Annotated in this window: 12 protein-coding genes; 5 read left to right on the top strand and 7 right to left on the bottom strand. The window is 39.1% G+C overall.

The window, feature by feature from the left end; all coding sequences use genetic code 11:
* Positions 1 to 577: 577 nt before the first annotated feature.
* Positions 578 to 3,031, bottom strand: a complete 2,454-nt coding sequence (locus tag H4J61_RS13720) for a DNA polymerase II (protein ID WP_182185425.1) — start codon at positions 3,029 to 3,031, stop codon at positions 578 to 580.
* An 83-nt stretch (positions 3,032 to 3,114) separates the two neighbouring features.
* Between H4J61_RS13720 and dinG the strand changes: the two genes are divergently transcribed.
* Complete coding sequence (dinG, locus tag H4J61_RS13725; RefSeq protein ID WP_182185426.1) at positions 3,115 to 5,229, top strand: ATP-dependent DNA helicase DinG; 2,115 nt, start codon at positions 3,115 to 3,117, stop codon at positions 5,227 to 5,229.
* Positions 5,230 to 5,302: 73 nt separating this feature from the next.
* Here dinG and H4J61_RS13730 read toward each other — a convergent pair whose 3' ends face one another.
* Positions 5,303 to 6,262, bottom strand: a complete 960-nt coding sequence (locus H4J61_RS13730) for a magnesium transporter CorA family protein (protein WP_182185427.1) — start codon at positions 6,260 to 6,262, stop codon at positions 5,303 to 5,305.
* Between the two features lie 310 nt (positions 6,263 to 6,572).
* Here H4J61_RS13730 and H4J61_RS13735 point away from each other — a divergent pair, with 310 nt between their 5' ends.
* Entirely contained in the window at positions 6,573 to 7,925 is a 1,353-nt protein-coding gene (locus H4J61_RS13735; protein WP_182185428.1) for a magnesium transporter, read from the top strand.
* Positions 7,926 to 7,949: 24 nt separating this feature from the next.
* Complete coding sequence (locus H4J61_RS13740) at positions 7,950 to 9,044, top strand: DUF21 domain-containing protein (protein WP_182185429.1); 1,095 nt, start codon at positions 7,950 to 7,952, stop codon at positions 9,042 to 9,044.
* Between the two features lie 169 nt (positions 9,045 to 9,213).
* Here H4J61_RS13740 and H4J61_RS13745 read toward each other — a convergent pair whose 3' ends face one another.
* The 4 genes from H4J61_RS13745 to H4J61_RS13760 form a co-directional block, all read right to left on the bottom strand.
* Entirely contained in the window at positions 9,214 to 10,080 is an 867-nt protein-coding gene (locus H4J61_RS13745; RefSeq protein ID WP_182185430.1) for a universal stress protein, read from the bottom strand.
* A gap of 191 nt (positions 10,081 to 10,271) precedes the next feature.
* Entirely contained in the window at positions 10,272 to 10,475 is a 204-nt protein-coding gene (locus H4J61_RS13750; RefSeq protein WP_182136830.1) for a hypothetical protein, read from the bottom strand.
* Positions 10,476 to 10,730: 255 nt separating this feature from the next.
* Positions 10,731 to 11,945: a CaiB/BaiF CoA-transferase family protein gene (locus H4J61_RS13755; RefSeq protein ID WP_182185431.1), complete on the bottom strand. Its 1,215-nt coding sequence runs from the start codon at positions 11,943 to 11,945 to the stop codon at positions 10,731 to 10,733.
* A gap of 91 nt (positions 11,946 to 12,036) precedes the next feature.
* The gene (locus tag H4J61_RS13760) at positions 12,037 to 13,293 is read right to left on the bottom strand and encodes a bifunctional alpha/beta hydrolase/OsmC family protein (RefSeq protein WP_182185432.1); all 1,257 of its coding nucleotides are present in this window, start codon (positions 13,291 to 13,293) and stop codon (positions 12,037 to 12,039) included.
* Between the two features lie 179 nt (positions 13,294 to 13,472).
* Here H4J61_RS13760 and H4J61_RS13765 point away from each other — a divergent pair, with 179 nt between their 5' ends.
* Together H4J61_RS13765 and H4J61_RS13770 are read left to right on the top strand one after the other, a co-directional pair.
* Positions 13,473 to 14,693 (top strand): Xaa-Pro peptidase family protein, encoded by a 1,221-nt coding sequence (locus H4J61_RS13765; RefSeq protein ID WP_182185433.1) that lies wholly within the window; start codon positions 13,473 to 13,475, stop codon positions 14,691 to 14,693.
* 369 nt (positions 14,694 to 15,062) lie between these two features.
* Positions 15,063 to 15,365: a YciI family protein gene (locus H4J61_RS13770; RefSeq protein WP_182185435.1), complete on the top strand. Its 303-nt coding sequence runs from the start codon at positions 15,063 to 15,065 to the stop codon at positions 15,363 to 15,365.
* Between the two features lie 168 nt (positions 15,366 to 15,533).
* Here the strand turns inward: H4J61_RS13770 and H4J61_RS13775 are convergent, their stop codons facing one another.
* On the bottom strand, positions 15,534 to 16,286 hold the full coding sequence (locus tag H4J61_RS13775; RefSeq protein ID WP_182185437.1) for a DUF1461 domain-containing protein: 753 nt from the start codon (positions 16,284 to 16,286) through the stop codon (positions 15,534 to 15,536).
* Positions 16,287 to 16,290: the final 4 nt, after the last annotated feature.

Here is a 16,290-nt window from a genome sequence, read left to right on the forward strand (position 1 = left end):
TCCTTTTGACATCAAGCAGCGCTGACCATTCACCAAGCGGCTAACTCATTTTTAACTTCAGCTTGCTAACGTTCACACTTTTCAAATTCATTATAGCTATCTAGCCATCTATAGGTATTTGTATCGCGAATTAAGTAAAGAAGCACGCTTTATTTTGTCATAACATAGTCGTGAACAGTATTAAGCACATAAAAGAGTATCATATCAGTAGTAGCCATTTGATTAATTAATACCAATCTCACTAATTATCTGATCATTTTTACGGGTTAAAATAACCAACTACTGCGTTATTTATTTAATAATTAGAACCACTAGTTATTAAAATAAATGCCTTATATTTGGTCATGTTTCCTGCATATAACGTAGACCACCTAATTAATGAAATTGGTATAATCAATTTTTTCTGAACTCAATTAAATACCAGCTATAACTTGTAGTTAGAAGTTAGGAGATAGGAGTTATTCACCTTATAAATTTACCCCTTAAGCACTTTAACCCTTAAGAGCAAAGCAAGCATTAACTGGGTATAACACTATCAGTTGCCACCAGTGTTAATCAGTTAGCTCAATTGTCCGTTTTAGCGCTCAAACAAGCTCATTTGTCTATTGGTGATTTCATCAAAACTGGTATTAATAAAAGGTAAAATAGCATCAGCTACCGCCAGCAATTGTCGGTCAATGTAAAATTGATAATCCAAAGCAGCGCTTTGACAGCCTTTAGCTTGTGGGCCATTGGTGGTCATTAGATATTCAATCCACCCTTTATTTTGATACTTAAGAGGTTTTCCCTGTTGCTGATAAATTTCATCGGCTAGCCTTGCTGCTCTGACATGTGGCGGCACATTTTTAACGTAAAGTTCAAGCTTTCTGCGCAATCGTTTACGATAATAAAGTAGGTCATCATGCTTACCCGCTAAGGTATCAGCCACCATTTGCTTGATGTAATCCGCAACCGGTTCGTTATTAAAAATTTTCAAATACAAAGTACGTTGAAATTGCTTGGCTAATTCGGTCCAATCGGTGCGAACACTCTCTAACCCTTTAAAAACAAGTTGTTGTTGTTCGCCCTTTTGTACTAAACCTGCATAGCGTTTTTTTGTACCTATATCTTGGCCACGAATGGTTGGCATTAAGAATTGACTAAAGTGGGTTTCAAATTCAATATCAAGCTCGCTAACAATATTAAACTGTTCTTTAAGTAATTTTTGCCACTTTTGGTTAATGTAATCTTGTAAAATTTTACCAAGCGCCCTACTCTGCTCTGCGCTTTGGTGGTCACCGACATGGACAAATATTGAGTCGGTGTCGCCGTAAATAACTTGATAACCTTTTGCTTCAATCCATGATTTAGTGGTTTTTAGTATGCTATGGCTGCGTTTCGTAATTGAGCCAGATAACCGGGGATCAAAAAATCGGCAGCCGGTTGAGCCTAAAACACCATAAAATGAATTCATAATAATTTTTATCGCTTGTGACAACGCAGCATTTTTATCTCTTTTGGCAATATCTCGCTCTTTCCAAAGCTCAGTGATGATATCGGGTAGAAAATGCTGTTCTCTTGAAAAATAAGCCCCGTCAAAACCCTCTATGGCTGCTTCTGGTGATTTTAAACCTTCAATCAAGCCCATAGGGTCAATATTAAAACTGCGGATAATACTGGGATACAGGCTTTTAAAATCTAACACCAGCACATTTTTATAAAGCCCAGGGGTAGAGTCCATTACAAAGCCGCCCGGTGATTCAAAGCCTTGATCACCATCGCCCATATTAGGCGCAATATAGCCACTACGATGTAATTTAGGCAAATATAAGTTGGTAAAAGCGGCGACAGAGCCACCGATTCTATCAATGGCTAAACCCGTTAGCTGTGCCCTGAGCATGGCAAATTCTAATAACTGCGTATGCTGAAAAATTAACAGCACTAAGCGACAATCTTCTAAATTATAAATTGCTAGCGCTGTTTTATCATGATGAAAATTATTAGTTATTTCTTGAATTCGGTGATCAACATCGTCAACTTTTTTGCCAATACCTAGTAGCGTATTCGCAACATTGTCGAGTGAAAAACTGGGAAAATTATAAGTAGCACTTTTCAGTAAGTCGATACCATCGAGCACTACGCGGCCATTAATTTCAATAAATTGCTGTTCACTACTTTGATTTTTACGCCAATGAGGTGCTTTTTTATCTCGACCAATCGTAAACTTAAGACCATATAAATCAAAACGTTTTTGTAATAAAGCAAAATCAAAATTAATCACGTTCCAACCCATAATAATATCAGGGTCGTGTTGAGTAAACCAAGCGAGCAAGCTCACTAATAATGCTTGTTCATTAGCTTGCCAAACAATATCAACAGCACGGGTAGCTTGTTGCTCGCGGGCTATTTCTTCTGCATTGGCAATCATCAACACTTGCTGACAATGCTCGCTATATAGCCCGATAGAATAGAGTTCACCCGACATTGAACATTCGATATCAAGCGATACGCTCGACAGTGCAATGTCAGTTTGTTGCGCTTTATCAATGCGTTTACATTTCACCTGTTCAAAGCGCTGGTAAGTTTGATTATCGGCTGAAGTCACGTTTACTGGCTGACCAGCAAAGGTGATATCGGCGGTAATAAAACGCTCCATTAAAAAACGATCATCTGGGCGAATGTCGTCTTCATAACACTTAATACCTTTTTGCTTTAGTAGAGCACGGGCTTGGTAAAAATCACGTAAGGTCAAAAAATATACTGCCGCCACCGCAGCTTGATTAAATGCTTTTAGCGCAAGCGATTTTATCTCATCAAGGTTAATACCTTGCTTAGCTAAAACTTCTCTAACATGAGTCATATCACTAACTTCGACAAAAAAAACCGCACGTTCGTTATCAATAATCAGCTGCACTGGCCCTTGTGGCGTTTTCAACCACAGGGTAATTTCAAGGTGATTGTTTCTGTCTGCCGCATTTCGGGTCAACAGAAAACCACGAGTGCTCGCTAACGATTGAACTACGTCAGGAAGGTTTTCAGGAGAAAGTTGCATTAATGGTTCTAATTACTCATGACAAACTGTTAATATATACAGCAGTGTAAATCATCTTTTGTCGATAGGAAACTACAGCCGCGATGTTAAGCGATAAAATTAAACAAGTTATTAGAACCTCCTATAAAAGCATAGGTGAAAACCTCACCAACTTTAACCCGCGCCAACAGCAAACCTTTTTAATTGCTGAAATTGCCAAAACACTGGCGGGTGATTACGACAAAGTACGCAAAATTATCACTATTGAGGCGGGCACAGGCACGGGGAAGTCTTTAGCTTATGCGCTTGGCGCTATTCCGTTAGCGTTAAATCGCAACAAAAAAGTCTGTATAGCGACCGCCACCGTGGCATTGCAAGAACAACTGGTTGATAAAGACCTGCCCTTTCTAAAAAAATACAGTGGTTTAGACTTTAACTTTACCTTAGCAAAAGGACGCCAACGTTATGTTTGTCGGCAAAAACTCGCGCAAGCGGTGGCGAATGACGACAGCCCGCAAGCCGGTTTTACCTTTGCAGAAAAACCTCAAGCGAGTGATATTCGAACCTTAAATAAGATGCACCAAGCGCTCAATGATAATAGTTGGCCCGGCGATATTGACGCTTGGCCAGAGTCGGTTAATCATCACATTTGGCAACAAATACAAGCCGATAAACATAGTTGCTTAAAGCATGTTTCAGAGCATAGTCATTGTCCATTTCATAAGGCCAGAGAGACCATGGACGCTGCTGATGTCTTAGTGGTCAATCATAGTTTACTCTTGGCTGATTTAGAACTGGGTGGCGGTAAGATATTACCGGCTCCTGAAGACACTTTTTACATTATTGATGAAGCGCATCACTTGCCAAAAGTAACACGCGATCACTCCAGTGCAAACCTGACGCTTAAGGGCGCGATTGACTGGCTGAGTAAATTGCCAGAAACCGGTGATAAAATTGCAAAATTGGTTAACTCAAATAGCGCAATTTCTCCCTCAATAAAAATGGCTGACGATTGCCAAGATATATTAGCTGACATGCAAAAAGTGCTGAGTTTTATTGATAATAATCGCAGCCTTTATTTTCACCAAGCGGTGAAAAATAGCAAACAGATGCAGATGCAAAACCAAGCACTGCAATTTCGTTTTGAAAACGGCGTTATTCCGCAATCATTAAAGGATTGGGCGGAAGATTTAACCCAGAGTTCTAAAAAATGTTTAACGCATTTAAACAAGCTTTATAACCTGCTGATGGAATCGGTGAAAGACGGTGATACGCAAATGTATTTAGCCGAACCCTTGTTGGCCGAATCTGGCTTTATGATCCAACGCTTGGAAAATTTTAATGCCTTATGGCAAATGTATGCCAAAACGGATAGCGACAAAGGTGCCCCTATGGCGCGTTGGCTGGAGCAAATTGAAGGTAAACGTAGTGACTATTTAATGAGCGGCTCGCCAATCGAAGTGGGTTTCACCTTAGAAAATATGCTGTGGTCAAAATGTGAAGGCGCAGTGTTGTGCTCTGCCACTATTCTCGCTTTAAACTCGTTCGATCATTTTCGCCGACAAGCGGGTTTAAGAACCGATGATGGCAGCCAATACCAAAAAGTTGACTCACCCTTTGATTATCAAAACAACGCGCAGCTGATCGTGCCTAAAATGCAATATGAGCCGAGTGCGGATCAGTTTACTGATGAATTAATTGCCAAGTTGCCTGAACAAATCAAACGCGGTAAAGCGACGCTAGTGCTGTTTTCCTCTTATTGGCAAATGGACAAAGTGGTGACCGCCCTGCGAGAACAAACCAAACTCAGTATTTTGGTGCAAGGCGAGCAGTCTCGACAAAAAATCATTGAAACTCATAAAGCCCTTTGTGACAAAAAAGAAGACAGTATTATTTTTGGTACGCAAAGTTTTTCTGAAGGCTTGGACTTACCCGGTCATTATCTCACTAATGTGATTATTACCAAGTTGCCGTTTTCGGTGCCATCATCGCCAGTAGAAGAGGCTCAAGCAGAATATATCACGGCTAAAGGCGGCAATCCGTTTATGTCTATCTCAGTACCTGAAACCTCGAAAAAGCTGATTCAAGCGACTGGACGACTACTGAGAAACGAAAAAGATTATGGTGTTATTATACTAATGGACCGGCGTGTGGTGAATAAACGTTACGGTAAAGACTTATTAAACTCTTTACCGCCATTTAAACGTATTATTGAGTGAAACGAGGCCTAGTTAAGAAACTATACCGGTTTAATTGGGTATAGTTTCCAATAAATTAGCATTTAACTATTTACTACAACCAACGTTTTTTCTTAAATATCATCAGCAGCACCACTGAAACCACGGCCATTACCCCTAATAAAATAAAGTAACCATTAGCTGCTTTTAGTTCAGGTATATATTCAAAGTTCATCCCATAGATACCGGCAAGAAAGGTTAAAGGCACGAATAATGCCGTGATCACGGTTAATACCCGCATAGTGGCGTTAAGTTGATGCGAGGTTACAGACATATAGCCATTGATTAAATCACCGCAAATATCGTAATACATTTGCGAAAGGCTCAGCAAACGGTCTAAACGTTCGCGTAAATCATTAACCGTATGGATTTCTTTATCTGTGATTAGATCAGTATCTTCATCATCTACATAAGCTTTGAGCCTTTCTCCCATGGTGACATGGTAGTTAAAAGTACGTCTTATTTTTACCAGTTGTGAGCGGTATGAGGTAATTTGTTTCATCATCTTGTCATTACCACTTGATTGAAAGTCATCTTCAATTTTTTCTAGCTCAGCTTCAAAACTAAACATTTCCTTTAGATAATAACCACAACTGCTGTGGAAAAGCCTCAGTGCCAAATGCACAGGGCTGCGCTTAAGGTATTTTTCACTGCTTTCGGCAAATAACTCGTTGATCGCTAATGAACTTTGCGGGTGACGGGTAATGAGTACACGTTTACCGATAAACATACTGATTTGCAAATGAGCAAATCTTAGGCCATCGTCATTGGCAATAATGCCGCGGTATAGCATAAAAATATAATCGTTAAACAACTCAATTTTAGGCGGATGGCGCTCACGAAGCGCATCATTTATCGCTAAAGGATGGCAATTAAACTGCGTTAATAGCCGTTTCTCTTCTTCTAATTCAACGTTATCAAGATCAATCCACAGTGTAGTATCGTCATTTTCTTGCCATTGCTTGATTAATTCACTGCTACCAAAGACAGTTTTTTTAGTTGCTGATATCAACATACATTTTATCATTATATACTCTCAATATGCCCCGAGTTAAACGGGATGATTATTACCCCTGACCTTTGATTTTATTGTTATAAAGTCAAAAAAGCAGCAATAAGCCAAAGCTAGAAAAATAGTGAACTAAATTAGCATTAAAACTAACTTATTTCTCCTTGATTGTAATACACTTGTTTTTAAATACGAATCTAATTCACCGAATATAATTCACTAAAAGTAATAACATAAAGTTAAGAGTAAATGACAAACAGTTACCCTCCCACACAAGGTCATATGCCTTTATTAAAACAACTTTAAGGATAAATAAATGTTAGAAAATCCCATTGATAAATTATCCTTAGTCATTGACGACATTCTCATTGCAGAGCATACGCAAGAAATTGTCCAGGTAATGCGCTCGGCCATTGAAACACTCGCGCCAGAACAATTTGCCCTGTTAATTGAAGCACTGCCACAAGATAAGCGTTTAAGTGTTTGGTCTACTTACCCTGAAACCATGCAAAGGTCTGCTTTTGTCGATATGGGACAAGGCACTCGAACCAGCTTAATTCAGGCGTTGAGCGACGAGGAATGTTTTGAGTTACTTGCTCAACTAGATGTTGATGAAGTAATTGAAATTGCAGAGGAAATACCAAGCCGTCTATTAAAGTATGCGATAAAAAACTTAGATGATTCACAGCGAAAACTTTATCAACAAGCACAGCAATTTAGTGTTGATGAAGTCGGTCACTGGTTAGATTACAATTATGTTCGCATTTCAGAAAAACTTAAAGTCACTAGTGCGCAGCTACTTTTACAAAAAGGTCTATCGCCCTATACCGAAGACTTTTATGCGGTCAATAAAGAAGGTGTTTTAACCGGCACTGTCGCCATTAATACGCTAATACAAAGTGACGGCGAAAGCACGTTAAAAACACTTTTTTCTGCTGAGATAACAAGACTTAATGCTAATGAAGAGTTAACAACTGCAGCGGAAACGGTCATATTATCAGGTAAAATGTCGCTACCCGTTGTGGATGAAAACGAACATTTTCTTGGCCGATTTACTGTCGAAACCGCTTATCAAGTAAAGCAAGAGTCGCAAACAGAGCAGATGACTACCGCCGCGGGTTTAAGTACCGACGAAGACTTATTCGCTAGTGTACGCACCAGTGCGAAAAACCGTGGCATTTGGCTTGGTATTAACTTACTGACCGCATTTTTGGCGTCTTGGTTTATTGGTTTTTTTGAAGCAACGCTACAACAAGTGGTAGCCTTGGCGGTATTAATGCCGGTAGTTGCCTCTATGGGTGGCGTATCCGGTAGTCAAACCTTAACGGTTATTGTTCGAGGATTAGCCCTAGGGCAGATAACAGAACAAAATAGAAAGGTGCTGCTGCGAAAAGAGTTAAAAGTGGGCGGGGTCAATGGCATCATTTGGTCTATTGTTATCGGCGCAATTACCTATTTTTGGTTTGACAGCATCGAATTAAGTTTCGTTATTGCCTTAGCGATTTTATTAAATTTACTAACCGCGTCTGCATCCGGCGTTATGATCCCGGCATTATTAAACAAATTAAATATTGACCCCGCCTTATCTGGCGCGGTTATTTTAACCACAGTAACCGATATTGTTGGCTTTGTGGTGTTTTTGGGGTTAGGTAGCTTACTGCTACTTTAGAAAAGTAAAAAAAGGAAAAAAGTAATGCCCGTAGAAACTATCACCTGGATTGCTATTGTGTTTTGTATTTCACAATCTGCCATTTTTTCTGGATTAAATTTAGCGTTTTTTTCACTCAGCAGGCTACAACTAGAAGTAGAAGCAAATAAAGGTAATAAAGCCGCCATAACGGTATTAACACTGAGAAACGATTCTAACTTTTTATTAGCGACTATTTTATGGGGCAATGTGGGGATTAATGTTTTGTTAACCATGTTGTCTGACTCGGTACTTGCGGGTGTTGGCGCCTTTTTGTTCTCAACCATAGTGATCACGGTGGTGGGTGAAATTACGCCTCAGGCTTACTTTTCTCGCAATGCGTTAAAAATGGGTAGCATGCTCGCGCCTATCATTCGCTTCTACCAGTTTCTGCTTTACCCCGTTACTCGCCCAAGTGCGCTAATACTTGACGCTTGGTTGGGCAAAGAAGGTATTACCTATTTAGCAGAAAGTGAATTAGGCAGTATTATTAAAGAGCACATTAGCGCTGAAGAAGCTGACTTAAACCATGTTGAGGGTATTGGCGCACTGAATTTTTTTGCTTTAGATGAAATTAGAGTCACAGAAGAAGGTGAAGTTATTGACCCTAACTCTATTATTGCCTTGCCAACAAAGCTTGATTTACCCGTTCTGCCAGATACTTATTCTGGCCCCAACGATCCATTTTTAACTATGCTAAATCATTCTGGTTATAGTTGGGTGGTATTAACCAACCTCGAAGGTAAACCTTTACTGGTTATTGATGCTGATGGCTTCTTGCGTAGCGCACTGTTTCAGTCAGAAAACTTTGACCCTTACAATTTTTGTCATCGTCCGGTGGTTATCACTGATGAAACGACATCGTTAAATGAAGCTATTTTAAAAATGAAAGTAAGTACCTCTATTGATAAAAACTTCGACGGCGTTATTGAACACGATGTGCTGCTGGTATGGGGTGAAACTAAACGTATTATTACCGGTGCAGATATATTTGGCCGTTTACTTAAAGGTATGCTGCCCCCGATGCAAGATACCGATAATGCCACGGTAAAAAATAAAACTGAAAAAAGTAAAGCTAAACCAAGTAAAGACGAGAAATAAGCATCTAATATAGCGCTGAATCATCCTTTTTCAGCGCCCGTTTCGGCTATTAGTTTCGGCTATAAATAGCATAGCCGAAACGCTTGGTATTAGTTCTGCTCATAGTCCTGATCAAAGTCCTGGTCAAAGTCATAAAAAACAGTGATCATTGAGGTTAAATAGCCGCTAGTTATTCTGGTTTTAGGGCTAGCACGTCTGATTTTAACAAGCTTAAAATTTTCTCGGCGGTATTACCTAACACTTTTGCTTTCAAACCTTTTCGACCAATAGTACCAATAACCACTAACCCTGCTTTTTGCCGTGCCGCAATACTGGGGATTACTTTTTCGGGTTCACCAGCCTTAATAAAAAAATTCGCGACAGGAATGTCATATTCTGCCGCTAACTTTTCAATTTTATGCTTTAGGGTTTTCCCTGCTTTAATTTCTAATTCGTCTTTGTATTGTAAACCTAAGTCACGTAAAAATTTTGAAAATTGTAAGGTATAACAGACAAATAATTCTGCGTTGTTCGCTTTAGCAAATTCTTTCGCTGCAGTTAATATCTGATGATTTAGTGTTTGTTTACTTTTACGCTTAGTCTCTAAATCAATAGCGGCTAAGACATTTGGCGATTTACGCCATTTATGATCACTGACAATAAATATCGGCGCTGGGCACGCGCGTAATAATTGCCAATCGGTAGATGTGTATAAGAAAGTCTCAGTGCGATGGGCTGTTTTAACTACCATTGATAGCTGGTGTTGTTTTGCGTAGTCACTTATCCAATGGTCAATACGCTTTTCCCATACGACTTCATAACTGTAATCAATGTCGTCAGGCACTAAGGTCTTGAGTGATTTTTCTGCGTTATAGGTGACCGCATCGATTACCGCTTGTTTAATATTTTGTGGATCATCTTGAATATGACGTAAACTTTGATAACAAAAATAAACAATATGCAATGCTTGGCTTTTAGTTTTAGCCAGTTCACAAGCTCGTTTTATAGCGACTTGTTTGCTGTCTGATAAATCGGCAACAACGAATATTTTACTCATAATATCTTCTTTTATTTATAGGTATAAATTAAAAGTAGCATACAAAAATTTATTTACTTTGATATAAAACAACTATCTAAAAATTAATGACGAGGAGTTATTGATCACGATAAATTTAACATCTGGGCAGATGATTTTAAGAGTTAAGCAGGTCATTATAGGCGAGTGTAATGCTTAACTTGCCCAGGTATTTAATCTTCAACTTTTGCTTTATGTTTTTTATTAAAATAAAGATATAAAAAGCCAGCGATAACAATATTTAAGATACAACGCAATACCTCAGCGAGTTGAATATTTGCGTCTGCTAAAGCATATATCAAGTCAACCGCAGAGCCAAACCCTAGTATGATCGCTATAATAATAAATATTTTTTCTAAAGACATTGAATTAGACATGGGTTTCTCGATAAACATAACGACATTAAGCGACATAAAATGATAGTGGCTTATTAAAACAGTTCTGCTCTTGCATTTCGCAATCAAACCGAACTAGCTAAAGGCTAATTATACAGGTTAATATGCAGATAATTAGTATATAGGTTAATAACCTACTTAACCTATATACTCGCTTTATTTAAGGTAAAAACAACAGAGCACACTGATTTAAGCGCTTATTTTTACAAAAAATACAAACAATGCAAACAATAAAAATTACGCCACAACACCCGCTTGCAATAACGCGGCAACTTTCTCGTCATTATACTGTAAAAACTGCGTTAAAATCTGTTGGCTATGTTGGCCAATATTCGGCGCGGCGTGTTTATATTGTAATGGCGTATCCGATAAGTTAATAGGTGATGCCACGGTTTTAATTAGCCTACCGTCTTTATCCGGTACTTGTTTTACCATCTCGCGATGGTGTATTTGTGGGTGGTTAAATATTTGCTTTAAGGTATTTACTGGTCCACAAGGTACCGCGATTGCTTCTAATATCGTGACCCAATAATCTGTGCTTTGCTTAGCGAGAATAAGCGCTAAAAGCGGCACAAGTTCAATACGGTTTTCGACCCTATGTTGATTAGTTTTAAATAAGGCATTGTTTGCTAATGCTGAGCACTGAGCGGCCTGACAAAATCGTTCAAACTGTTGATCATTACCTATCGCTAATATCAAGCTGCCATCATTAGTCGCGAAGGTTTGATAGGGCACAATATTGGGGTGAGCATTGCCTAAACGCTTTGGATTTTCACCTGTGGCTAAATAGTTCATGCCTTGATTAGCCAGTGTTGCCACTTGTACGTCAAGTAAGGCAATATCTATGTGCTGGCCTTTGTTGGTATGCGCTTTAGCGAGTAATGCCGCAAGAATAGCATTCGCGCTATAAAGCCCGGTCATTACATCAATCACGGCCACGCCAACTTTCATCGGTTCGCCATCAGCAGCACCGGTTAAACTCATTAAGCCACCCTCACCTTGGATCATGGCATCGTAACCAGCTTTATGTGCGTATGGGCCATGTTGACCAAAGCCAGTGATTGAACAATAAACTAATTTAGGGTTGAGTTTTTTTACTTGCTGATAACTCAAACCATATTTTTCAAGACCACCCACTTTATAGTTTTCAATTAAGACATCGGCTTTAGTGATCATGTCTTTTATCACTTGTTGACCTTGTCGCTGGGTTATATCAATAGCGATTGACTGTTTGTTGCGGTTTGCACTGTGGTAATAGGCAGCTTGGGCAGGTTCATTACCATGCGCTGGTTTAATAAATGGAGGACCCCAGTGACGGGTATCATCACCTTTTTTTGGTCTTTCTACCTTAATAACGTCAGCACCCATATCAGCAAGCATTTGTGATGCCCAAGGCCCGGCCAAAATTCGGCTTAAATCAACAACTTTAATACCCTTTAACGCTTCAGACATATCCCAAACTCTACCCTTTACATTGTTGCCATAACAATGATGATCTTCTATCTGCCAATGATAATTTATCATCAGCAGTTAGGCTAATTTTTTATGCTTGATTAAGCAATGTACTCACCACTTTGACATTATTGTGCAGCGTTTTATGTACTGGACATTTATCTGCTATGGCTAAAAATCGCGCGTATTGAGCTGTTTCTAGCTCGCCAACAAAGCTAATTTTCCGCACTATGGCTTCAATACCCTGACTTTCACTTTCACATTTTTGACAGTCTTGTTGGTAATCTCGACTGTGTGTTAGCTCCACTTTAATATGTTTGATAGCCAAATTTTTACGCTCGGCGTACATACGTAAAGTCATGGCGGTACAAGCGCCTAAGCCCGCTAGCAAATGCTCATAAGGATCAGGTCCCATGTTATTACCACCAACACTTTCTGGTTCATCAGCAAGCCAATAGTGGCTATTGGTGCTGACGTGTTGAGTAAATTTATGGTTTTTTTCTTCTACGATGACGTGGCCTTTAGCGACCTCATTTTTGTCAGGCTTACTGCTAGCAGTTTCCGCAATATGTTCAGTAATATGGTTAGCATTGTCCGCGTAAGTAATATATCGCCCTGCCCACGCCGCGATTACATCAGCAGCATATTCAGCATCACGTTTATTGGTCAGTAAATGGTCGGCATCATCTAAACTAACAAAGCTCTTAGGATGTAAGGCGGCTTGGTATATTTTCTCCGCTTCGCTGATATTTACCGTGCTGTCAATTGGCGAGTGCATAACTAAAAGTGCTTTTTTTAGTTGACCAATATGACGGGTATCGTAGCGCTTTATATCATCTAAAAATTGTTTTTCTATGGTGAATACACGCCCAGCTAAATTAACCTCTGCTTTACCATTTTTTTCAATATCATCAAGCTGCAGGGCAAAATTCTTCGCGACATGCGCTGCATCTAATGGCGCGCCAATAGTGACCACTGCGCTCGCTTCTTCAACATATTGAGCAACGTTAAGCACAGCTGCACCGCCTAAACTATGACCAATAAGTAGTCGTGGTGCTTGATATTCTGTGCGAAGAAAATCTGCTGCCGCAATTAAATCTTCTATATTTGAAGAAAAATTACTATTAGCAAAATCACCATCACTATTACCTAAACCGGTAAAATCAAACCTTAATACCGCAATACCTTTTTGCACTAAAGCTCGGCTAATACGTGATGCCGCCGCGATGTCTTTGCCACAGGTAAAACAATGAGCAAATAAGGCATAAAACTTAACCTCAGATTCAGGACTCTCCAGTAAACCTCTTAAGCGGTGTTCACCACTGATAAACTCGACTTTTTTACGCATAGCTATTCCTTGGGTTAATTGAGTTAATTGGGCTTGTGATCTTTCTGGGATTACAATATTTGACCGTTAAGCTTTAGGATAAATTTCTTTCATCATACCGCTACTTTATTTGTTAGGATACATGGCTTATTTTTTTGTATAAAATATATCAGTATTAATTAAATTTTTTAAGGAACCATATGACTATAGGTGTTGGCGGCTCTACCGCGAAAGTTGAACTTGAAAAGTTAGTCAATATGACTAGCAAAGTGCAAGCAATAACAGCGACTGAATTAAAACAGCGCATTGTGAAAGCGCAAAAAATTATGGCTGAAAATAATATTGAAGCCACCTATATCAATGCCGGAACAAATCTATATTACTTTACAGGTACCCGTTGGTACGCCAGCGAACGTATGGTTGGCGCTATTATTCCTCAACAGGGTGAGATTAAATATATCACGCCATTTTTTGAAGTGAATACGCTTGAGCAATATATGACCATTAAAGGCGAGATAAAAGGCTGGCAAGAACATGAAAGTCCTTATCTGCTATTTAAACAAACCTTGGCTGAGTGTGGCATTAACTCCGGCCAAGTAGCCATAGATGAGTCGACCGCTTTTTTTATTGCCGACGGTATTAAAAAAGCGGCACCAGAGTTTGAACTTGTTGATGCAAAATGTGTAACCGCGGGTTGTCGTGCAGAAAAATCAGACACTGAAATAGCCTTATTGCAACAGGCAAAAAATATGACTATCGAAGTGCATAAAGCGGTTGCTCGAATATTACATGTGGGGATTACTACCCAAGAAGTCACTCACTTTATTGACCAAGCGCACCGCAAAGTGGGCGCTACTGCCGGTTCCTATTTTTGTATCGTGCTATTTGGTGAAGATTCATCTTATCCACACGGCGTAAAATCACCAAAAACTCTGGAAACAAATGACATAGTCTTGATTGATACTGGCTGTCAGGTTGAAGGATACAACGCTGATATTACCCGCACTTATGTATTTGGTGAGCCTAATCAACGCCAACGTGAAATGTGGCTCTTCGAAAAGCTAGCACAAAAAGCGGCCTTTGATGCCGCCAAAATTGGCGTAGCTTGTGGTGATGTAGATGTTGCCGCCAGAGCTTATTTAGCCAGCCAGAATTTAGGACCAGATTATGAAACACCAGGCTGTCCCCATAGAACAGGCCATGGTGTTGGCTTAGATATTCACGAATGGCCTTACCTAGTGCGCAGTGATAGAACGCCACTAACTAAAGGTATGTGTTTCTCAAATGAGCCTATGTTGGTATTGCCGAATGAATTTGGCGTACGTTTAGAAGATCACTTTTACATGACTGATGCTGGCGCAAAGTGGTTTACTGAGCCTTCTTATTCTATTGACGATCCGTTTGGCTATCAGCAAACTTAAGCAAAGCTACAACTAACAGACAAATACAAGGCTTTAACTTCAATACCCGTACCATCTAGTAAAAACTTAGTAAAGTTAGGGGTAAACGAACGTTTATCCTTAACTTATCAAAACTAATACCGCTTATAGCCTTAAATAGTTTGGCGTATAGCTTAGCTTTGGATAGAATTGTTATCTTATCGTTTTTGATACGATCTTATGTACGCATTTTAGAAGATATCCCGTTAGTTATTTTCTTTGTTCTTTACTTGCTATTGGCTCAGTGTTGTCTTGTTATAAATACAGGTCTGAAGCTTAGGCAGAAGATAAACAATAATAATTTAACTTGGACGCTACTTGCGGCTTTTAATTAATAATTTTGGATGTAATATGTTTTATCTTATCTACAGTGAAGATGTTGAAAATAGTTTAGCTCTGCGTATGAGCGTGCGTGAAAATCATTTAGCGCGTCTACGTGTATTGCAAGATCAAGGCAAGTTACTGGTGGCTGGACCTTGTCCTGCTATTGATAGTGAAAATCCTGGCGACGCAGGCTTTACCGGTTCACTTATTATTGCTCAGTTCGACAGTTTAACTGATGCTCAACAGTGGGCAGATCAAGACCCCTATATAGCAGCGGGTGTTTATAAAAAAGTGACCGTTAAACCTTACAAAAAAGTACTGCCAGCATAACTATTAATATTAATCATGCAGAGTAACTTTTAGCAAATACCTATTACTTAGCTTACTGGGATTTTTTCCTGCGGCAATGGCTAGCAACACCATAGAAATGTGTCAAGCCAATATGGAAACGCTTGCTTGAGGTGGTTAATTTTCTATAGGTTTAAGATTAATTAACCTTTATTTTTGACGCTGATAACGGCTTAATATTGCATCAATAATTAGTGCTAATAGTAAAGCTACGAATAGCAATTGTCCGGCTATCGCGGCAAAAATATCAGGCGCTTTCATAAGTGAAGCCATTAACGAGTCTTGATAATAAAAAAACCACTGATGATCGTTAGGAAATATAAGGGTATGTAAATAATAAAAAATGGGTGTAAAACCCCATATCCCCAAGATAGCGATAACCAAAAAAACAAGGCAGCCTAAAGCGATTAACTTCTGCTTTGCTGTCGGCATTGCTCTTATCGACTCTACCGTTAATTGCTTAGCTTTACGGCTATAAAATATCAATAAGCTGAGCAAAAAAAGTAAATTACCCCACCAAAATCTACTCATATTATCGAGTAAATTAGCCACATCTTGCAAATGCTGCACTTCACTTTTAGTTAATAATTTTTGTAATATCCCCTGATGATTTAAATAACTAATTTCTGTTAAACCATCACCCTGATGGTGGATAGACTGCACAATATCGGCAAACTTTTTTTCGTGTAATCTCACATCGTTAATGGGAAAGTCACGCTTACCTTGGGTGTTTTTTGGCACACTTTTGCTAATCACGGTATTTATTTCTAATGTTTGGTACCAAACATGATATAAAAAGTTGGTCGCTTTACTCATTTGCCAACTGACACCTAAAGAAAAAACCAGTAATGCTAAGGCAAAAACACACCAAAATAATTGTCGAATCAATAAATGTTTCAACATGATT

The organism is Colwellia sp. MB3u-4, from assembly GCF_014077065.1.
In the GTDB taxonomy this organism is placed as follows: domain Bacteria; phylum Pseudomonadota; class Gammaproteobacteria; order Enterobacterales; family Alteromonadaceae; genus Cognaticolwellia.